The organism is Rhodococcus sp. IEGM 1318, assembly GCF_033142465.1.
GTDB classification, from domain to species: Bacteria; Actinomycetota; Actinomycetes; order Mycobacteriales; family Mycobacteriaceae; genus Rhodococcus_F; species Rhodococcus_F qingshengii_B.
The window spans coordinates 203653-223512 of record NZ_JAWLSC010000008.1 but is presented as its reverse complement, the minus strand read 5'-3'; the positions used below and the strand labels follow the sequence as shown (position 1 = coordinate 223512).

Annotated in this window: 22 protein-coding genes; 14 read left to right on the top strand and 8 right to left on the bottom strand. The window is 61.5% G+C overall.

Translation table 11 applies throughout. The features are described from left to right. Positions 1-9: 9 nt before the first annotated feature. The 4 genes from R4P65_RS20090 to R4P65_RS20075 form a co-directional block, all read right to left on the bottom strand. The gene (locus R4P65_RS20090; protein WP_317827867.1) at positions 10-1185 is read right to left on the bottom strand and encodes an RtcB family protein; all 1176 of its coding nucleotides are present in this window, start codon (positions 1183-1185) and stop codon (positions 10-12) included. Positions 1186-1283: 98 nt separating this feature from the next. Continuing rightward, entirely contained in the window at positions 1284-1502 is a 219-nt protein-coding gene (locus tag R4P65_RS20085; RefSeq protein WP_230812932.1) for a hypothetical protein, read from the bottom strand. 82 nt (positions 1503-1584) lie between these two features. After that, positions 1585-1776, bottom strand: coding sequence for a hypothetical protein (locus R4P65_RS20080; protein WP_317827866.1), 192 nt, complete (start codon positions 1774-1776; stop codon positions 1585-1587). A gap of 186 nt (positions 1777-1962) precedes the next feature. After that, positions 1963-2697, bottom strand: a complete 735-nt coding sequence (locus R4P65_RS20075; RefSeq protein WP_317827865.1) for a hypothetical protein — start codon at positions 2695-2697, stop codon at positions 1963-1965. A gap of 265 nt (positions 2698-2962) precedes the next feature. On the opposite strand from R4P65_RS20075, the gene R4P65_RS20070 reads away from it, so the two are divergent. The 5 genes from R4P65_RS20070 to R4P65_RS20050 all read left to right on the top strand — a co-directional run bounded on the left by R4P65_RS20070 (position 2963) and on the right by R4P65_RS20050 (position 7775). After that, positions 2963-3319 (top strand): YraN family protein, encoded by a 357-nt coding sequence (locus R4P65_RS20070; RefSeq protein ID WP_317827864.1) that lies wholly within the window; start codon positions 2963-2965, stop codon positions 3317-3319. After that, positions 3319-4827, top strand: a complete 1509-nt coding sequence (locus R4P65_RS20065) for a YifB family Mg chelatase-like AAA ATPase (protein WP_317827863.1) — start codon at positions 3319-3321, stop codon at positions 4825-4827. Before R4P65_RS20070 ends, R4P65_RS20065 begins: the two co-directional genes overlap by 1 nt. Beyond that, positions 4824-5951: a DNA-processing protein DprA gene (gene dprA, locus R4P65_RS20060; protein ID WP_317827862.1), complete on the top strand. Its 1128-nt coding sequence runs from the start codon at positions 4824-4826 to the stop codon at positions 5949-5951. Before R4P65_RS20065 ends, dprA begins: the two co-directional genes overlap by 4 nt. 400 nt (positions 5952-6351) lie before the next feature. After that, positions 6352-6711 (top strand): Lsr2 family protein, encoded by a 360-nt coding sequence (locus R4P65_RS20055; RefSeq protein WP_317827861.1) that lies wholly within the window; start codon positions 6352-6354, stop codon positions 6709-6711. A gap of 293 nt (positions 6712-7004) precedes the next feature. Beyond that, positions 7005-7775: a siderophore-interacting protein gene (locus R4P65_RS20050; RefSeq protein WP_317827860.1), complete on the top strand. Its 771-nt coding sequence runs from the start codon at positions 7005-7007 to the stop codon at positions 7773-7775. On the opposite strand, the gene R4P65_RS20045 is transcribed toward R4P65_RS20050, so the two are convergent. Then, the gene (locus R4P65_RS20045; protein ID WP_317827919.1) at positions 7772-8944 is read right to left on the bottom strand and encodes a multidrug effflux MFS transporter; all 1173 of its coding nucleotides are present in this window, start codon (positions 8942-8944) and stop codon (positions 7772-7774) included. The genes R4P65_RS20050 and R4P65_RS20045 overlap by 4 nt on opposite strands. An 84-nt stretch (positions 8945-9028) precedes the next feature. Here R4P65_RS20045 and R4P65_RS20040 point away from each other — a divergent pair, with 84 nt between their 5' ends. After that, a complete protein-coding gene (locus R4P65_RS20040; protein WP_317827859.1) occupies positions 9029-9955 on the top strand; it encodes a tyrosine recombinase XerC in 927 nt (308 codons plus the stop codon). Between the two features lie 123 nt (positions 9956-10078). Further along, on the top strand, positions 10079-11188 hold the full coding sequence (locus R4P65_RS20035; protein WP_317827858.1) for a MinD/ParA family protein: 1110 nt from the start codon (positions 10079-10081) through the stop codon (positions 11186-11188). Positions 11189-11206: 18 nt separating this feature from the next. On the opposite strand, the gene R4P65_RS20030 is transcribed toward R4P65_RS20035, so the two are convergent. Continuing rightward, positions 11207-11707: a M23 family metallopeptidase gene (locus R4P65_RS20030; RefSeq protein WP_317827857.1), complete on the bottom strand. Its 501-nt coding sequence runs from the start codon at positions 11705-11707 to the stop codon at positions 11207-11209. 307 nt (positions 11708-12014) lie between these two features. Here R4P65_RS20030 and rpsB point away from each other — a divergent pair, with 307 nt between their 5' ends. The 6 genes from rpsB to R4P65_RS20000 all read left to right on the top strand — a co-directional run bounded on the left by rpsB (position 12015) and on the right by R4P65_RS20000 (position 17065). After that, positions 12015-12896: a 30S ribosomal protein S2 gene (gene rpsB / locus R4P65_RS20025; RefSeq protein WP_113682954.1), complete on the top strand. Its 882-nt coding sequence runs from the start codon at positions 12015-12017 to the stop codon at positions 12894-12896. 134 nt (positions 12897-13030) lie between these two features. Then, complete coding sequence (tsf, locus tag R4P65_RS20020) at positions 13031-13858, top strand: translation elongation factor Ts (RefSeq protein ID WP_230812953.1); 828 nt, start codon at positions 13031-13033, stop codon at positions 13856-13858. A 198-nt stretch (positions 13859-14056) separates the two neighbouring features. After that, positions 14057-14785 carry a UMP kinase gene (gene pyrH / locus R4P65_RS20015; RefSeq protein ID WP_019747988.1) on the top strand — a complete coding sequence of 243 codons (729 nt, stop codon included), beginning with the start codon at positions 14057-14059 and terminating at the stop codon, positions 14783-14785. Between the two features lie 42 nt (positions 14786-14827). Continuing rightward, positions 14828-15385, top strand: coding sequence for a ribosome recycling factor (frr, locus tag R4P65_RS20010; protein WP_003942777.1), 558 nt, complete (start codon positions 14828-14830; stop codon positions 15383-15385). A gap of 48 nt (positions 15386-15433) precedes the next feature. Continuing rightward, positions 15434-16330, top strand: coding sequence for a phosphatidate cytidylyltransferase (locus R4P65_RS20005; RefSeq protein WP_003942673.1), 897 nt, complete (start codon positions 15434-15436; stop codon positions 16328-16330). Positions 16331-16336: 6 nt separating this feature from the next. Next, positions 16337-17065 carry a class I SAM-dependent methyltransferase gene (locus R4P65_RS20000; RefSeq protein ID WP_317827856.1) on the top strand — a complete coding sequence of 243 codons (729 nt, stop codon included), beginning with the start codon at positions 16337-16339 and terminating at the stop codon, positions 17063-17065. A 79-nt stretch (positions 17066-17144) separates the two neighbouring features. Here the strand turns inward: R4P65_RS20000 and R4P65_RS19995 are convergent, their stop codons facing one another. Next, on the bottom strand, positions 17145-17987 hold the full coding sequence (locus R4P65_RS19995; RefSeq protein ID WP_030244636.1) for an HpcH/HpaI aldolase/citrate lyase family protein: 843 nt from the start codon (positions 17985-17987) through the stop codon (positions 17145-17147). Between the two features lie 95 nt (positions 17988-18082). Beyond that, complete coding sequence (locus R4P65_RS19990) at positions 18083-18493, bottom strand: lipopolysaccharide assembly LapA domain-containing protein (protein WP_230812956.1); 411 nt, start codon at positions 18491-18493, stop codon at positions 18083-18085. Between the two features lie 102 nt (positions 18494-18595). Between R4P65_RS19990 and rlmN the strand changes: the two genes are divergently transcribed. Beyond that, on the top strand, positions 18596-19705 hold the full coding sequence (gene rlmN / locus R4P65_RS19985) for a 23S rRNA (adenine(2503)-C(2))-methyltransferase RlmN (RefSeq protein WP_230812959.1): 1110 nt from the start codon (positions 18596-18598) through the stop codon (positions 19703-19705). Positions 19706-19860 lie beyond the last annotated feature (155 nt).

Sequence of the window (19860 nt, the reverse complement as noted above, 5' to 3'; positions counted from 1 at the left end):
TTGCGCGGGTCAGTTGCCCTTGACGTTCACGATCTGACGCAGGGTGTGTCGAATCTCGACCAAGTCCTTCGCGTCGTCCATCACGACGTCGATGTCCTTGTACGCACCCGGGATCTCGTCGAGGAACGCCGCGGAGCGCTTGTATTCGATGCCGACCATCGCCTTGTCGAGATCTTCGATGGTGAAGGTCTTGCGTGCCTGGTTACGTCCGTACACCCGACCCGCGCCGTGGGGGCTGGACTTGAACGAGGTCACGTTTCCCTTGCCGACGACTACGTAACTCGCGGTTCCCATCGAACCGGGGATGAGCCCGGGCGTGCCCTCGTCTGCCTTGATCGCACCCTTACGGCTCAACCACACACCGCGACCCATGTGGAACTCCTTCTGGGTGAAGTTGTGGTGGCAGTTGATCCGCTCGATCTCGTCGATGATCGTGCCGTCATCCATGAAGTGCGCGAAGTCCTTCACGACGCGGTCCATCATCTCTTCGCGGTTGAGCAGAGCGAAATGCTGAGCCCAGTTGAGATCGGTGATGTACGAGTCGAATTCGGGTGTCTTCTCGACCAGGTATGCAAGATCCGGATCGGGAAGGTTGATGTACCACCGCTCGCACAAGTCCTTGGCGATCTTGATGTGGTGCTGCGCGAGCTTGTTTCCGATGCCGCGGCTGCCTGAGTGCAGGAACAGCCAGACGCAGTCGCTTTCGTCGATCGTCACTTCGATGAAGTGGTTACCAGAACCCAGCGTTCCGAGCTGAAACCTCCAGTTGTTCTTGAACTTGTCGTAGAAGGGCAGACGATCGCCCGCCATGGTCTCGAGTTCTGCGATGCGGATTTGCGCCGTGTCGCTCAGCGTCTTGTTGTAGACACCTGCCGAGAGTGGAACGGAGCGTTCGATGCTGTGGCGAAGAACGCTCAGGTCGCGGCCTTGAAGGTCGCGTGCGCTGAACTGGGTTTTGACCGCGATCATTCCGCAGCCGATATCGACTCCGACGGCGGCGGGCATGATTGCGCCTTCCGTCGGAATGACCGAACCCACCGTCGCTCCCGCACCGAGGTGCGCATCCGGCATCAATGCCAGATGTGGACGGACAAAAGGCATCTGGGACGTGCGCAGCGCTTGCTCGCGAGTATTCTCGTCGAGTATCGATGCCCAGTTCCACAGCCTCTTGGTGATCTTCTCCATCAGATTTCTCCCACATAGTTCACAGCCGAACCGATCGGTCCGGTGTGTCGTGCAGGAATGACCATGCGCTCCGTCAGTAGTTGTGTGCAACTTCTTTTTCAGGTGCGCAGGCCGTCTGCGAGTTCGTAGATCCGTCCGACGTACTTCTCCTGGAAGGCTTTTCGGGCAGCGTCTGCTTGTTGCCGTTCGCCCATTCTGGAGTAGAGATACTCGAGATGAACCAAGCTCTCGCCGATGTCGACGCGTCGCTGGTCGAGAACCCTCAACTCGTCGACCAGTCGAGCCAGATCCAGTGCGGTGTCCGGTACCTCGTCCATGGTGATCCTCGATGTCCGTGAGTGCTTCCTGATTTCGAGGCTAGCACTCTTCGAACATATTTTCGATACCTGGATGCGTTGGTTACTTCGACAATGTGGCGGTCAGTTGGTCGCTGGCATACGGAATGCTCAGGACCGTGCTGCCGGACATCGGCGCACCAATGGGTGGGTCTGCGGTGCATCGCACGACTATCGCATTACCGTTTTTCACAGTGGGTAGCCGCTGGTAGAGGATGTTGCGGGCGAGGGCTTTCTCTCCTTCCGAGTCGGCCATCACGATCAAGCCGTCGATGGGCTCGAGGATGTCGTAGCGCTCGTTCGGAAGCCAGTCGCCGAACTTGTGTTTCGCTGATGGCCTGTCGAAATTTGGTTGAAGGTCGAGCTTGCTTCAAGAAAGTCGAAATGGGCCGAGCTACCAGCATGCGCTGGTGGCTCGGCCCATCTCCTAATCCGAACTGAGTCAGCTCATGTTTCCGAGTACATTGCCCAGGACGCCGCTGATGACATTGGTCATCGACCCCTGCGGGTCGGTGAGGGAACCGAATACCTGGCCCGATCCGGAGTTGAGTGAGCCGAAGCCCATGTCCTCGAGGCTTCCGGCGCCCGCCTCGACGGGGTTCGGCTGCCGGATGGTGACACACACGCCCATCGGATTGATATTCCAGTTTCCGGCCGCGAGCACTATGTTGGTGCCGGCGCCGCTGTCGTACTGCGTGCCTACGGCCGCGTTATCGGGAACTTTGTAGGTGGTTTCCAGAGCGATGACACCACCGCCCGCCGTGGTCCACCCGCCGCCCTTGGCGACTACGGAGTTGTTGCCGACAACAGCAGTTTTGGTAACGTCATCCCACTGCTGGTCGCCGATAAGCCATTTGACGTTCAGGCGAGCCTTGACCAGCTGGAATCCTGCCGGGTGGAAATCGCGGATCTCGTTGACGAGTGCTCCCGAACCGGAAACCTTGGTGAGGTAGGTGACCGTCTGCCCCGCGGCAACCTTGCCGTCGCCGACAACCTCCTTGCTGAGGGTGTAGGGCGTCCCGAGCGAGCCGGCCCAACTGTCGGTGACCGACTGGTTGAGCGCGCATGCCGGTGCTGCTTGCGCCACCGAGGCTCCAAGTCCAACAGTGACGCCGGCGGCAATGAGGACGAGGGACGTGGTGGTGGCTACTGCGTGGCGTAGTGAGCGGCGGGCCATATAGAACTCCATTCAGCGGGGTGCGTGACGGTTTGAGCAAAACTGTAACTAGTTCTACTGGACTTTCGTCCAAATTGTGGGGATTTCAGAAAATTGTCAGGGTTCGGCCCGCCGTTGGTGTGTCGCGCTGCCGAATTCCACAGGTTCTGAGTTGTGAACAGGTCGGTTTTTGGTGGCTTGGTTTTGTGGTGGTGGGTTGAGGGTGGTGGTTGGGACGCGTTTCGTATGGGGCGGGCGCGCGGTCATGTGAGTGGTGGGGGCTGTGATGGCGAGGAATATGGCGTTGGGAGCTCGGGGCGAGGATGTGGCTGTCGAGTTCCTGATCGATGCGGGTTTGGAGATTGTCGAGCGTAATTGGCGTTGTCGGTACGGCGAGTTGGATGTGATTGCGACATCTGGTGATCGGATTGTGTTCGTGGAGGTGAAGACTCGGTCGGGTGCGGGGTACGGGAGTCCGGCCGAGTCGGTGACGTTCGCGAAGCAGCGTCGGATTCGGGTGTTGGCGATGCAGTGGCTGGCTGATTCGGGTCGGTCGTGGTCGAGGGTGCGTTTCGATGTGGTGGCGGTGTTGATCGGTCGCGACGGTGAGCCTTCGGTCGAGCATTTTGTGGATGCGTTCTGATGGCGTTGGGGCGGGCGCATTCTGTTGCGGTCAGTGGTGTGGACGGGCAGATCGTGGAGATCGAGGCGGATATAGGGCGCGGGTTGCCGGCGGTGCATTTGGTGGGGCTACCTGATACGGCGTTGCACGAGTCGCGTGATCGGATTCGGGCGGCGGTGACTAATTCCGGTGAGGAGTGGCCGGACAGCAAGGTGATTTTGGCGCTGTCGCCGGCGACGTTGCCGAAGGTGGGGAGTGTTTACGATTTGGCTCTGTCGTTGTCGGTTCTCGATGCGGCGAAGAAGTTGCCGCGGAAGTTGTTGCGGGAGACTGTCTTTTTGGGGGAATTGGCGCTCGACGGTCGTCTGCGGACGGTGCGTGGTGTGTTGCCTGCGGTGCTTGCGGCGAAGCGGGCGGGGTGGGGGACCGTGGTGGTTCCGGCTCGGGCGTTGGCAGAGGCGGGCCTGGTGAAGGGGATCGAGGTGTTGGGCGCCGATGATTTGTCTGCGGTGATCGGGTGGTTGCGTGGTGAGTTGGCGTTGGCTGTTCCTGATGTTTTCGAGCGTGCTGATGCGGTGACGGTGCGGGATTTGAGTGAGGTTGTCGGGCAGACGGATGCTCGGTGGGCGATCGAGGTTGCTGCGGCGGGTGCGCATCATTTGATGTTGACGGGTCCGCCGGGGATCGGGAAAACGATGTTGGCGCAGAGGCTTCCGGGGATTCTTCCGCCGTTGACGGAGGGGGAGTCGTTGGAGGTGACGGCGATTCATTCGGTGGCGGGGGTGTTGCCGGAGGATCGGCCGTTGATCGACATGCCGCCTTTCATTGCGCCGCATCACAGTTCGTCGGTCAGCTCGCTGGTGGGTGGTGGTAGTGGGATGGCTCGTCCGGGTGCGGTCAGCCGGGCCCATCGCGGCGTGCTGTTTCTCGACGAATGTGCGGAGATCGGGGTGAAAGTGCTCGAAGCGCTGCGTACGCCACTCGAAGACGGTGAGGTGAGAATTGCCAGGCGGGACGGAGTTGCGCGTTACCCGGCTCGATTCCAGCTCATCCTGGCCGCGAATCCGTGCCCGTGCGCGCCGCCCCGAGACGCGGATTGCGTCTGTGCACCGGCGGCACGTCGCCGATACCTGGGTAAATTGTCCGGCCCGTTGTTGGACCGAGTCGACATCAGGGTCCGGATGCAGGCCGTTGCAACCGGAGCGCTGATCGACGAAGTGGGGGAAAGCACCCGCGATGTTCGTGCGCGCGTGGCGGCAGCGCGAGACACCGCAGCCCAGCGGTGGAGCGAGTACGGGTGGCGAACCAACGCGGAAGTGCCAGGACCGGCGCTGAGGCAGAAGTTCAGACTCTCGCGTGCCGCGTTGGCGCCGGTGGAACGGGCGCTGCGTAAAGGGGTGATCACTGCTCGTGGAGCGGACCGAGCGTTGCGGGTTGCCTGGAGCGTCGCTGATCTGGCAGGCGAGGCGATGCCCGGTCCAGATCAAGTTGTCACCGCACTCGACTTCCGAGACAGGGGATTCCAATGACTGCACACGACCCACGACTACTTGCCTCGGCATATCTTTCCCGCGTCGTGCAGGGTCCCAGCGCGTATATGTCGATGTTGATCGACGAGCTCGGGATCGAAGCAACTGCGAGGGCTGTCCGCAACGGCGATCTGCCACCCGCGATCGAGGAGAAGACGCGAGCTCGCGCTCACATCGATACGGCCCAGCGAGACCTCGATCTGATGGAGGCGATGGGTGGCAGGCTCGTAACGCCGAACTGCGCCGATTGGCCGGCGTGGCGGATGCTCTCCTTCGACGGACTCGATGCCTCCGGCGGCGAGATCGCGCCATTTGTGTTGTGGGTGTTGGGGTCTGGGGATCTGGTAGATCTTACGGAGAGATCCGTCGCGATTGTCGGCACGCGGGCATCGACTGCGTACGGCGAACACGTGACGGCAGAGATTGCCGGTGATCTGGCTGTCGACGGATGGACCGTGACCTCGGGAGCGGCCTTCGGGATCGACGGGGCCGCGCATCGGGCTGCATTGGGCGTAGGGGGAACCACAATGGCCGTCTTGGCCTGTGGCGTGGATCGGGCGTATCCGTCGGGGCATGCGCGACTACTCAAGCAGATAGCGAATTCGGGTGCAGTGATAAGTGAGTATCCACCGGGGACCACACCTGCAAAGTTTCGGTTCCTGGCGAGGAATCGACTGGTAGCTGCGTTGTCGGACGGCGTAGTGGTGGTCGAGGCCGGATGGCGCAGTGGGGCACGCAATACCGCCAATTGGGCTCGAAAACTAGGCCGTCCCGTCATGGCGGTGCCCGGACCGGTGACCTCGGCGTCGTCGACCGGATGCCACCGAATGATTCGCGAAGGTGAAGCCCAACTCGTCTCCAACGCCGTGGACGTAGTCGAAGCGTCGGGTCCGTTCGGTGTGGGTGATTCCGCGGAGGATGTCGCCGCGACGCGTGACATCGACGCATTGCGAGGCAATTCTCGATTGGTATACGAAGCTTTGCCGGGAACAGGTTCACGTAGTACGCGTGAGCTGTCCGAGGAATCGGGATTGCTCATAGCGCAGGTTCGTGCAACTCTTCCTCTGCTCGAACTCGAGGGGTTTGCGAGTTCTGATTCGAGTGGATGGTTTCGGACGCGGTAGCGCGTGAACTTCATTGTGCTCTTCCTGTGGGCAGGTGGCGATGCTCACTAACTGTTCCTGCGACTGCGAAACGCGAATACCCTCGCGATGCTGGTAATTGCACGTCAGGGCTGTTTTTCGAGAACTTGCTCGGCCGTGTGCAGCGTTTTTCTCGACCCAGCTTTGCAGACCTGGCCGTGAATTTAACGGGCCTCAGGAAAGTCTCAGGTCAATGTGCTTAGAAGTCTGATTAGTCCGGATCCCCTGAGTGCGGGTATTGATTGGTGTCGTTAACCTGCTGCTAATTCGGACCATTGAGTCTGTTCGGAAATGGCAGAGGTTTTCGGACTTCTTTTGTTCATCAACGCTCTATCTGTGTATTGTGAAGGAGAATTGAATCGATCATTGAAAGAGGAGTGCAATGGCTGAGAAGCTGATTCGGCAACTCATCGACGACCTTGACGGTAAGCCGATTGACGATGGATTCGGTGATCGAATTGAGTTCTCTTACCAGGGAACGGATTACGTGATCGATCTGCGCGCCACCAATGCGGAGAAGTTCGACGCTGCGGTGAAGCCGTTCGTCGAGGCAGCTGCGAAGGTGAGCGGAAAGCGCGGCAAGAAGGCTCAGTCTGCATCTCCGCAGGCCACGTCGGGTTCCGGACGCTCCAAGGAGACTCTCCAGGCCATTCGTGACTGGGCGGGTAAGAACGGTTACGAAGTTGCTCCGCGCGGGCGTATCAAAGCGGAAATCATCGACGCTTTCGATGCTGCACACTAGGTTGAATTAAATACCTCCTCTGGCTCCTGGCGAACCTCGCCAGGAGCCAGAGGCGTATTTTACTGTCGCTTTGCTAATTTCTCCGATAGCGATGTCCGGCCTGATCATCGGCTGGTTCGTGAGCCGATAATTTGGCTGCCATCACATTTACCGGGCAGATTGGTCGGTTTATTTCGTTGCGTGGCCTGACCCGTTGGCGCGCTGGACGGATTCACCGTGTAGGCATTTTTCCCGTGCGCTGTAATTGTCGTGTAGGTTAGTTAGGTAACACTAACTTTCGGAAGGATCTTTCTGTGGCCAAGCCGACAACTGCATTGACGGTTCTGAGGACCGAACAATTGACTCCCCATATGGTGCGAGTGTTTCTCGGGGGACCGAGCTTCGAGACGTTCACTCCCAGCGAATACAGCGATTCCTATGTAAAGATCGAATTCGGCACGCCTGATCAGCCGATACTGCGTACCTACACGATTCGTTCGTACGATCTCGAGGCCGAAGAGATTGCAATCGATTTTGTCGTCCACGGTGACATGGGAGTTGCAGGCCCGTGGGCCGCGTCAGTTCAACCGGGCGCTGAGATTACCCTGCGTGGACCCGGTGGCGCGTTTTCGCCGTCGCCATCCGCTGATTGGTATCTCTTCGTCGGAGACGAGACCGCAATACCTGCTATTGCTGCGTCGATAGCGAGATTGGCGCCGGATGCGGTCGGCTACACCGTCGTCGAAGTCGGTGGATCAGAAGACGAAATCGCACTCGATGCTCCAGAAGGTATCGCGGTGACCTGGCTACATCGCGGAGCGTCATCCGACGCGGTGGGTGAAGAGTTGGCGGGTGACAACGCGCCAGTCGTCGCCGCGGTCAAGGCGCTCGAGTGGCTACCGGGCGAGCCGCACGTATTCATTCACGGTGAAGCACAAGCCGTCATGCATAACCTCCGGCCGTACATTCGCAAGGAACGAAAAGTCCCGGCGTCGGCCGCTTCTATTTCCGGTTACTGGCGTCGTGGTCGCACCGAAGAAGGCTTCCGCGTCTGGAAGTCCGAACTCGCTGCGGTCGAAAGCTAACTCGCTGCGGCCTTGCCGCGCGTCAGCAACACGAGCGCAACGGCCGCGAGAACTCCGAAGGTGGGAATTGCAATTGCCATCGGAACTGCCGTGTCTTCTCCCGCAATTCCCACCAACGGCGAAACCAGCGCCGCCAAGCCGAACTGGCCCGCTCCCATCAGGGCTGAACCGGTTCCTGCTGCGTTGGTGACCTCCCCTTGGGCGAGAGCGGTCGCATTACCCATGATGAACCCGATGCTCGAAACTGCCACGAACAGCGGAACCAAGATCAACCAGGTATTCGTGGAACTGAAAATTACGCTGGTGCAGAGTAATACGGCGCCGCCAGCGAGGAGCAGGCACACCCCGAACCGCAGTAGGGTACGAGCTCCGACGCGACCGAGCAGGCGAGTGGTGATCATCGCTGCCGCGACCATTCCGGTGGCGTTCACTGCGAACACGATCGAGAATTGTGACGGACTCAGCCCGAGGACATTCTGAACGACGAACGGCGACGCGGAGATGTACGCGAACAGAGCGCCGAATCCGAAGACGAATGCGAGCGCATATCCGAGGTAATGCTGATTTCGGACGACGTATCTCAGATTCGAGATCAGTGACTTCAATCCACCGCCGTGGCGTCGCTCGGGTGGGAGTGTCTCGGGAACAAGCAAAACGACACCAGCCACCATCACGGCGCCCGCGACCGCCAGGACCCAGAAGATTCCGCGCCACCCGACGGGGCCGAGAAGTGCGCCGCCGATCAGTGGTGCGACCACCGGAGCGATACCGCCGATGATCATCATGATGCTGAAGAGCTTCGCTGCGTCGTCCCCACGCGCCCGGTCGGCAATACAAGCACGGGCCAAGACGATGGCAGCGCCTCCACTCAATCCCTGGACGAGACGGGCGCCGATGAGAAACTCGATGTTCGGCGCCACCGCGCATGCCGCACCGCTCAGCGCTGTGATGATCGTTGCGGCAAGCAGTATTCGCCGCCTCCCCAGCCCGTCGGAGATCGGACCGATGATCAGCTGGCCGATTCCGAGGCCGGCCATGAACGTAGTCAGCGTCAGCTGAACGCTGGCCGCAGTAGTGTCGAGTGCATCCGCCATCAAAGGTAGGCCGGGCAGGTACATGTCGATGGACAGTGGAGCGATTGCGGAAATCAGTGCCAGTACACACAACATCTTCAGAGGAATTGCTCGATTCACCGATCAACCCTATCGGCGAGGCAGCTTGCAGTTTCAATCGCGGCGGGCGAGCGTGTGTTCATGACTGACGCATTGTCGGCGAGCTTGAGTGTTCACCTCGATGCCTACGCCGAGCACCTTCGACTGAGCCGAGGGCGGTCGGAACACACGATCCGCGCTTACGTCGGTGACGCGCGGGCATTGCTGACCCATTTCGCTGCCGGTTCGGAGACTGCAGATCTCGATGGCTTCGACCTAGGAGTCATGCGCTCGTGGTTGGCTGCCCAGAACGCCGTGGGAACGGCCCGGACGACGGTAGCTCGACGGGCGTCGTCGGCGCGCGGTTTCACGGCGTGGCTCGCGCAGACGGGACGCATTCCCGTCGACCCCGGTACACGTCTGGCAGCTCCACCTGCTCGCCGCACGCTGCCGACGGTGCTGCGCCAGAGTCAGGCGATCGACGCAATGGATGCGGCGGAAAGCGGTGCGCAGCAACAAGAGCCGCTCGCCCTGCGGGACCGACTGATCGTGGAATTGTTGTATTCCACCGGAATTCGCGTCGGCGAGTTGTGTGGACTGGACGTCGAGTCGGTCGACGCCGATCGACGCCTGCTGCGTGTGCTCGGCAAGGGAAACAAGGAGCGATCGGTGCCCTACGGCCTGCCCGCAGAATCGGCACTGAACGGATGGTTGGAGCACGGAAGACCCGCACTGAGTTCGGATCGGTCTGGGCGGGCGTTGCTCCTCGGCGTTCGAGGCGGTCGGCTCGATCAGCGTCAGGCGCGTTCGGTAGTCCACGAAACCATGGCTGCAATTCCAGGGGCTCCCGACATGGGTCCGCACGGGCTCCGGCACTCGGCTGCGACACATTTGCTGGAAGGCGGCGCAGACCTTCGTGTGGTGCAAGAACTTCTCGGGCACGCGAGTCTGGCGACTACTCAGCTGTACACGCATGTATCGGTCGAACGGCTCCGATCCGTCCACGATCAGGCCCATCCACGCGCCTAGATTGTGACGCGGCGCGAGTTCTCGGCAGGTGTTTGGTAGCGTCGCAGGTCGGAAGAGTGAACAATCGGCAAAGTTCGATCGTCGTGTCAAGGCACTCGATTACATGCGATATCCGGGGGATTCGTGAACCGCCAAGATGTAAAGCACCCGCCGAACAGTGGCCAACCGGCCTGGCTGTCCGAAGCGCCGCAACCGGCTCCTGTGCCGATGCCGACGCCAGAGCCTGTGGCGCGACCGCAAGAGGCCTGGACCGCGCCACCGCCGCCGTCGAGCCAGCAGCAGGTGACAAACCAGGATCTGGTTGCCGAAGCTTTACTGAAACGCCCAAAACGGACGCCGCGTGGCGGCTGGCGTAGAGGATTGCATCGTGCGACCGCAGGTGTGGTCAATCTGGGGGATTCGACCAACGAACAGCGCAACCGTGCACTGGTCGCCCGAATCGAGCAGCCGATTCGCAACGACTACCGAATCGCTTTGCTCTCGCTCAAAGGTGGCGTCGGCAAGACAACCGTCACGGTCGGACTCGGTGCGACGTTTGCTTCGCTTCGTGGCGACTGCGTCGTGGCGGTCGATGCCAATCCCGACTTCGGAACGTTGGCGCAACGTGTTCCGCTGCAGACAAATTCGACAGTCCGTGATCTGATCGCCGCGAGGCCGGACATAAAGAGCTATTCGGACGTACGCGCGCACACATCTCAGTCGCCGAGTCGTCTCGAGGTACTGGCCAGTGAGCAGGACCCGGCGATTTCGGAGGCGTTCAGCGAGGATGACTATCGCCAGGTCATCGACATCTTGCAGGTCTACTACAACATCATCCTCACCGATTGCGGTACCGGGATCATGCACTCGGCGATGAACGGAGTTCTCGATCTTGCCAATTCGTTGGTTCTCGTCAGTTCTCCGGCAATCGACGGGGCACGAAGCGCAGCGGCAACACTCGATTGGCTTCAGTTGCATGGATACGGTCATCTGGTCGAACGGACCGTCGTCGTGATCAGCGCCGCCAGACCAGGGTCGAGCGTGATCGACATGGACGCGTTGGTGGACTACTTCATGCGTCGATGCCGCGCCGTCGAGGTCATTCCTTTCGACGAGCATCTCGCGGAGGGATCGGTGATGGATCTCGAGTTGATGCGACCGGCCACCAGGCGAGCTTTCATGGAACTGGCAGCGATGGTTGCCGACGATTTCGCGGACGCTGTGGGTCGGCACGCCGTTTCCGAGTGGCACTGACTCAACCCCCCGCCAGACTCAACCCCCGGTCAGTGGCTTGAGCCTGAGCGGTTGCGACCGAACGAGTCCGAGTGGATCGAGATACTCGCGCCCTCTGCGCAGGCCCCAGTGCAAACATGCGGCGACGACGCACCCGTCGTGCCCGGATTCGAGGGTGCCGATCACCGCCCCGGCCGCGATGCGTTCGCCTGCTCGAACGCCGGCCACGACGGGTTCGTAGGTCGTACGTAGGCCGCCGTCGTGATCAATCGATACCGCCGGCTTTCCCGCGACGACTCCCGCGAACGCCACAATGCCGTCGCCGGCCGCGAGGACGGATTGACGGGGACTGCCGCTTAGATCGACACCGCGATGACCAGGAAGCCAATTCTGGGCCGGTCGGTCGAAAGCGCGTTCCACGTGCGGCCGGGGAGCGAGCGGCCAATCGAAACGCGCCTCTGCCGACGCCGTACCTACGGCTACACAGCAGAAAATCACGGCGACGACCACTCCTCGTCGGGCTCCGCTCAACATCGTCATTGCTTGATCTTCCGCGGAGTCGCGCGCGCTTCAATGCAGATCGGACGGGTAATCCACAGGATGTTCGCCGATCCACAACCGCCGGTTCGGTCCGTTGCTTCCGGGGTGGTTATGGCATCGGGGGACGAGGACGTACACTTGTCGAGCGGTCTGTGCTCGCACAGTCCGACTTCGCGCGCCCGCGCACGTTTTCCGGCCTCGGCTGGTCCTGGTTCTCACGAAACAGGTCCGACGGCCGTGCGGGTGCCAGGGCAGGGATCACCCGATCGCCTGCATCAACCGGATTGAAAGTTTGAGGTACACAGCCATGGCTGTCGTAACCATGAAGCAGATGCTCGATAGTGGAACCCACTTCGGACATCAGACCCGTCGCTGGAACCCGAAGATGAAGCGATTCATCTTGACCGACCGCAACGGCATCTACATCATCGACCTCCAGCAGACGCTGACGTACATCGACAAGGCGTACGAGTTCGTCAAGGAGACCGTTGCCCACGGCGGCACCGTTCTCTTCGTCGGCACCAAGAAGCAGGCGCAGGAGTCCATCGCTTCCGAAGCGACTCGCGTCGGAATGCCCTACGTCAACCAGCGTTGGCTCGGCGGCATGCTCACCAACTTCACCACCGTCCACAAGCGTCTGCTTCGCCTCAAGGAGCTCGAGGCAATGGAGCAGACCGGTGGATTCGAAGGTCGCACCAAGAAGGAAATCCTCATGCTCACGCGTGAGATGACCAAGCTGGATCGCACCCTCGGTGGTATCCGCGACATGGCCAAGGTTCCTTCCGCGGTGTGGATCGTCGACACCAACAAGGAGCACCTGGCAGTTGCCGAGGCTCGCAAGCTGAACATCCCGGTCATCGCGATCCTGGACACCAACTGCGACCCCGACCTCGTCGACTACCCGATCCCGGGCAACGACGACGCCATCCGTTCCGCAGCACTGCTGACCAAGGTTGTCGCTTCCGCGGTTGCCGAGGGTGTGCAGGCACGTGCAGGACTGAGCGCCGACAAGGACGCGAAGCCCGAAGCCGGCGCGGGCGAGCCCCTCGCCGAGTGGGAGCAGGAACTGCTCTCGCAGGCAGCTCCGGCCGCAGAGGCTGAGGCAGCTCCGGCTGCAGAGGCTGAGGCAGCTCCGGCTGCAGAGGCTGAGGCAGCCCCCGCCGCAGAGGCACCGGCCACCGAGGCCTGATTCGTTGAAACCGGCCCTGACCAAGAGTTCTTTTGGTCAGGGCCGTTTCACCGTTAGGCCCGAGCATCACCGTCAGGCCGTGCTTCACCGTTAGTCCTAGGTCCGAAACAGACACATGAGGAGGCTCGCTAATCATGGCGAACTACACCGCCGCTGACGTCAAGCGGCTCCGTGAGCTCACCGGCTCCGGAATGATGGCATGTAAGAACGCACTCGCAGATGCAGACGGCGATTTCGACAAGGCCGTCGAGCAGCTGCGCATCAAGGGCGCGAAGGATGTCGGAAAGCGCGCAGAGCGCACCACCGCTGAGGGTCTCGTCGTCGCCAAGGACGGCGTCATGATCGAGATCAACTGCGAGACCGACTTCGTCGCCAAGAACGACGAGTTCATCAAGCTGGCCGACTCCATCGTGACCGTCGCTGCCGCTGGCAAGCCCGCCGACCTCGACGCTCTCAAGGCGCTCGAGCTCGACGGCAAGACCATCGACACCGTCATCCAGGAGCAGTCCGCGAAGATCGGCGAGAAGCTCGAGCTGAGCCGCGTCGCTTCCTTCGACGGCCCCGTTGCCGTGTACCTGCACAAGCGCAGTGCCGACCTGCCGCCGGCCGTCGGCGTGCTCGTCGAGTACACCGGTGAAGGCGATGCCGCAGCCGAGGCTGCTCGCGCAGCTGCAATGCAGGTCGCTGCACTCAAGGCCAAGTACGTCACGCGTGACGAGGTCCCCGCGGAGATCGTCGCTTCCGAGCGCCACATCGCCGAAGAGACCGCTCGCGCGGAGGGCAAGCCCGAGCAGGCTCTGCCGAAGATCATCGAAGGCCGCGTCAACGGCTACTTCAAGGACGTCGTGCTGACCGAGCAGTCTTCGGTTCAGGACTCCAAGAAGACCGTCAAGGCGATCCTCGACGAGGCCGGCGTGACCATCAAGCGCTTCGTGCGTTTCGAGGTCGGCGCCTCCGCTTAATCGGAGCCCGTACACATGGACCCCGCCAGAAGAGCATTTGCTCTACCGGCGGGGTCTACGTGTACCTGGGGCCTCCGATGAGGCAGGATGGGAGTGCCTTGGGACTAGTCCCGAGGGCTTTCTGTGTCACCGTCTCCGATTCGGTGACAGAAGAAGAACGAAGGACCCACAGGGTCTTGTATCGAACTGAGGAGAACAATGTCCGAACCTGCCAACGAACGTCCAGGATTCAAGCGGGTCCTGCTCAAACTCGGCGGCGAAATGTTCGGAGGCGGCAAAGTCGGTCTCGATCCCGATGTGGTCACCAAGGTGGCTGAGCAGATCGCAGAGGTCGTTCGATCAGGCGTACAAGTTGCAGTGGTCATCGGCGGCGGAAACTTCTTCCGCGGAGCGGAACTGCAGCAGCGTGGCCTCGATCGCGCGCGCTCCGACTACATGGGCATGCTCGGCACCGTCATGAACTGCCTCGCTCTGCAGGATTTCCTGGAGAAGGCCGGCGTCGATTCTCGTGTGCAGACGGCCATCACCATGGGACAGGTCGCCGAGCCGTACCTTCCCCTTCGTGCACGTAGGCACCTCGAGAAGGGGCGCGTGGTCATCTTCGGTGCCGGGATGGGTATGCCGTACTTCTCCACCGACACCACTGCTGCGCAGCGCGCGCTGGAGATCGGTGCCGAGGTAGTCCTGATGGCCAAGGCTGTCGACGGCGTCTACTCGGCTGACCCGCGTATCGACCCGGACGCGACGATGTACGAACAGATCACGCACCGCGAGGTCATCGAACGTGAGCTCAAGGTCGCAGACGCAACGGCGTTCAGCCTTTGCATGGACAACTCGATGCCGATGATGGTGTTCAACCTCCTCACCGAAGGAAACATCGCTCGCGCGGTGTCCGGTGAGAAGATCGGCACCCTGATCAAGTCGTGAGTGACACCCAAAAAATGATGCAGACAACATGGAGGAACAGCCGTGATCGATGAAGCGCTCTTCGAGGCAGAAGAGAAGATGGAAAAGGCTGTCACGGTAGCCAAGGACGATCTCGGCTCGGTTCGCACCGGACGCGCCAACCCCGGTATGTTCTCGCGCATCGTGATCGACTACTACGGTTCGATCACGCCGATCACGCAGCTCGCGAGCATCAACGTCCCCGAGGCCCGCATGGTCATCGTCAAGCCGTACGAGGCTTCACAGCTCAACGCGATCGAGACGGCGATCCGCAACTCGGATCTCGGTGTGAACCCGTCCAACGACGGCAGCATCATCCGCATCTCGGTTCCGCAGCTCACGGAGGAGCGTCGTCGCGAACTGGTGAAGCAGGCCAAGTCCAAGGGCGAGGACTCGAAGGTTACGCTGCGCAACATCCGCCGCAAGGCGATGGACGAACTCGGCCGGATCCAGAAGGACGGCGAAGCCGGCGAGGACGAGGTCGGTCGCGCAGAGAAAGAACTCGACAAGACCACGGCGAAGTACGTGCACACGGTCGAGGAACTCGTCAAGCACAAGGAAGCAGAGTTGATGGAGGTATAGCCTCCTCGTTTGCAGTGTTTGTCGTCGGGAGTAGATCAGGGAGTCTGGGTGCACGCACAAGAGGGAACCGCCGGTGGTCCCGTCACGGACGGGCCTACGGGCGGCGCTGAGGGCGCGCAACCGCCGAAGTCGAAGGCGGGCAGGAACCTACCTGCCGCCATCGGCGTCGGAGCTGGTCTCGGCGCCCTGGTCATCGGCACTTTGATCTTCCTCCCCCCGGGGTGGATCGCTGTCGTCGCGATCGCGATGTTCATCGCAACGTGGGAGGTCACCACGCGGCTTCGGGAAGCCGACATCGAGGTGCCGCGAATTCCGCTTCTCGTCGGAGGGCAAGCCACGATCTGGCTCGGCTGGCCGTGGGGACCGGTCGGGGTGCTCAGCGGATTCACCGCGACTGTCCTGGTGTGCATGGTGTGGCGGTTGTTCGACCACGGGCTCAAGGCGACCCCGAAGAACTTCCTCAGAGACACCTCCATCACGGTGTTCGTTCTGGCGTGGATTCCACTTTTGGCGTCATTCGGCGCATTGATGGTGCTCGAAGACGACGGCCCGGGCCGCGTTTTCGTCCTGATGATCGGTGTCGTGTGCTCCGACATCGGTGGTTACGCGGCCGGAGTGCTGTTCGGGAAGCACCCGATGGTGCCCGCTGTGAGCCCGAAGAAGTCCTGGGAGGGATTCGTCGGCTCCCTCATTTTCTGCGTTATCGGCAGTTTGCTTTCGGTGACGTTGATCCTCGACGCGAACTCGATGATCGGCGTCCTGCTCGGTGTCGTGCTGGTGGTCGTCGCGACGGTCGGTGACCTGATCGAATCGCAGATCAAGCGTGAACTCGGCATCAAGGACATGGGAACCTTGCTTCCCGGCCACGGCGGAATCATGGATCGCCTGGATTCGCTCCTGCCGTCGGCATTTGTAACCTGGCTGATTCTGTACGCACTCGTCTGATTTCTCGTGCGTGATTTCTTCTCGGGCCGTTCCAAGCCCATCCCCAGTCCGAACATCTGGCACTGGCCGGACGTCTACGAGGTCGAGAACCGCGCACAGGACGTCGACGGTTCCATCTGGGCCGCGATGCGAGCCCAGGTCGACTGGTCTGGACGCGACGTCGTCGACGTCGGCTGTGGGGCGGGGTTCCATCTACCGGAGTTCGCTCGTACCGCCCGTCGTGTTGTCGGAGTGGAGCCGCACGCACCGCTGGTGAAGGCCGCGCGGGAACGAACCAGCGATTCGGCGTCGATCGACGTAGTCCAGGGTTCAGCGGAGTCCACGGGTCTGGTGGATGCTTCAGTCGATCTCGTTCATGCCCGTACGGCGTACTTTTTCGGCAAAGGCTGCGGCCCGGGAATTCGTGAGGCCATGCGCATCCTGAGGCCCGGGGGAGCCCTGCTGATCGTGGATCTCGATGTGAGCGCCGACCCGTACGGAGAGTGGATGAGGGCGGATCTGCCCAAATACGATCCCGCGGCGGTCGAAGGATTCTTCGAGGCTCAAGGGTTCTCGCTCACGCGTGTCGACGCCCGGTGGGAGTTCGAGAATCGAGACGACTTGCGGCGAGTACTCGGGATCGAGTTCACCGAGAAGACCGCCGAGCGTGCGTTCTCGCAGGTGACGGGATTGGCCTTTGCGGTGCGATACCGGATCCATGTTCGATTCAAACCGCGGTCACTCGAACTGGCGTGATGGCGAGCTCGAAAGACGAACGTCAGGCGCTCCGACTTGAGCGCCTGACGTTTTCTGTACCGATTCAGTAGCAAAACAATTAGTGATCGGTGGGGATGTGGAACAGGGTTGCAAGCTTGTGAATCTTCTTTGCCTTGGCGAGTTTGGGCAGGTCACTGCCGTCGCGTACGCGTGAGCCGTCTTCACCGAGATCGTCGATGACGTTCTGAGCCCAAATCGCGTCGGCCACGGACGGACTCAGGCCCGCGTTGACGGGGGCAGTCTGCGCGGTGGTCATGCAGAGCTTGCCTGCCATGCCGAGTGACAACGTGATCGCACAGTCTCGGGCGAGCAGATCCAGATCGGGGCCGAGCGTTGGACCGTCGATCGGCGGAGCGATACGAGCCGCGCGGCTGGCGATCGTGAGCCGCGAACGCGGGTACGACATCGAGGTGGGCGAGTCGTCCATCCCGGTGTCGCGACGAAAGTCTCCGCTGCCGAATGCAAGACGGAAGATTCCGTCGGTGCGTGCGATCTCGGGCGCAGCTTCGAGCCCCACCGCGGATTCGACGAGAGCAAGAATCTTGGTGCCCTCGGGAAGTCGCTCGGCAGTGGCGTCGGCCTGCTGGCCGCTCTCGGTCTTCGCGAGCATGACACCCTCGAGTCCGGGGAGGCCCGCGAGTGCGGCCAGATCCTCTTCCCAGAACGGTGTCGTGGCGTCGTTGATCCGAACCCAGGCGTGATTGTGTTCGCTCAGGAATGCGGCGACATCGCGGCGGGCGGCCGGTTTGTTGGGTGCGGTGACGGCATCCTCGAGGTCGAGAATGACGGCGTCGGCCGCACTCGCGAGGGCGGCGTCGAAGGTGTCCGGTTTGGACGCGGGGACGAGGAGCCAGGATCTTGCCTGCTGCGGGGCAATTCGCGAGGTCACAGGTCTCTCCATGTGAGTAGTCACATCAGGGCCTTTCCGGTGATTTCCACGACATCAATGATGCCTGCTGGCCCGTCGATCGACCCAATTGCGTAACTAGATTTCAGTCACATCTGCCGCTTCGCTGCGCGCCGGATCTGAATGATGCGAACCCCGCCTGCCAACGCCATGATCAATGCGCCCGCGATCGCGGAGAGCAGGATCGTGATTCCGAGCGGAAAGTCGATTTGCCAGGCCAGGATCTTGACGGAGACGCTCTCGAGGTTCTGCAAGATGAACACCAGCAGCAAGACCAGCACGATTGCGCCGATGACCAGGCCAACCCACGTCGTCGCAGCCCTGGTTCGGTCGGTAACCGCGGTTCCTGCCGGCGTCGGTTCAGGCGTCGGGTTCGGTTCGGGATCGTGTTCTTCGACTGCCTTGTCCTCGCCAACTTTCGGAAGTTCCGGGTCGGGACCGAAACCGTCGGCAGGGCCGTACACGGGGGAGTTCGACGGATCCTCTGGTGTGGTTGACATGACATGATCATCACGCAACCTGCGCGAAGTTGCACGGGTAATCCGGCCACAATCGGGTGGCAGTGGGGTAGCACCCCAAAACAATGGGACAATGGTGTAACTATGGCTGCCTCTCTTCCCCTCGTTTTCACTGCACCCAAGCGCGGAATGCCTCCACGGCACCTCGCCGATCTCGATTCCGCCGAGCGCAAAGAAGCGGTGAAAGAGCTCGGCCTTCCGGCTTTCCGGGCCGATCAGCTGGCGCGTCAGTACTACGCGCGGCTCGAAGCAGATCCGGAAAAGATGACCGACCTCCCCGCATCGGTGCGCGAAAAAGTGGGGGAGTCGCTCTTCCCGACTTTGCTGACGCCGATCAAGCATCTCGCGTGCGATTCGGGCGACACACGCAAGACCCTGTGGAAGGCACATGACGGAACGCTGCTCGAGAGTGTCCTGATGCGCTATCCAGATCGGGCGACACTCTGCATATCGAGTCAGGCAGGCTGCGGAATGGCCTGCCCGTTCTGTGCGACGGGTCAGGGCGGCCTCGACCGCAACCTCTCGACTGCCGAGATCGTGGATCAGGTTCGCGAGGCAGCAGCAGCCATGCGCGACGGTGAAATAGCCGGTGGCCCCGGACGCCTCTCGAACGTCGTGTTCATGGGCATGGGCGAGCCGTTGGCGAACTACAAGCGTGTGGTCGCGGCGGTACGACGCATCACCTCGCCCGCACCGGACGGACTCGGCCTGTCGCAGCGGTCGGTCACGGTCTCGACCGTCGGTCTCGCTCCCGCTATCCGCAAGCTCGCCGACGAAGGCCTGAGCGTCACTCTGGCGGTATCGCTGCACACGCCGGACGACGAACTGCGCGACACCCTTGTGCCGGTCAACAATCGTTGGTCCGTGTCGGAGGTGCTCCAAGCCGCGCGTTACTACGCAGACAAGACCGGCCGCCGTGTGTCCATCGAGTACGCGATGATCAAGAACGTCAACGATCAGCCGTGGCGCGCGGACATGTTGGGCAAGAAACTGAAGAAGGCACTCGGCGGGTTGGTGCACGTCAACCTGATTCCGCTCAACCCGACTCCCGGCAGTGAATGGGACGCGAGCCCGAAGGACGTCGAGCGTGAGTTCGTGCGTCGCGTCATCGCTCAGGGTGTCTCGTGCACGGTGCGTGACACGCGCGGCCAGGAAATTGCCGCAGCCTGTGGTCAGTTGGCCGCCGAGAACTGAGACGCTCCGGGCCTGAAACAGACACAGAGAAGGGCGCCACGACCTTTAGGTGGGGGTGGGCGTGGCTGTGTTTGGTTTTAATCGGTTGTGTGTGGACCGCCGGCGGGGGCGGTTGAAGCATTGGCGGGCCACCATTTATATTAACAATCCGGCGG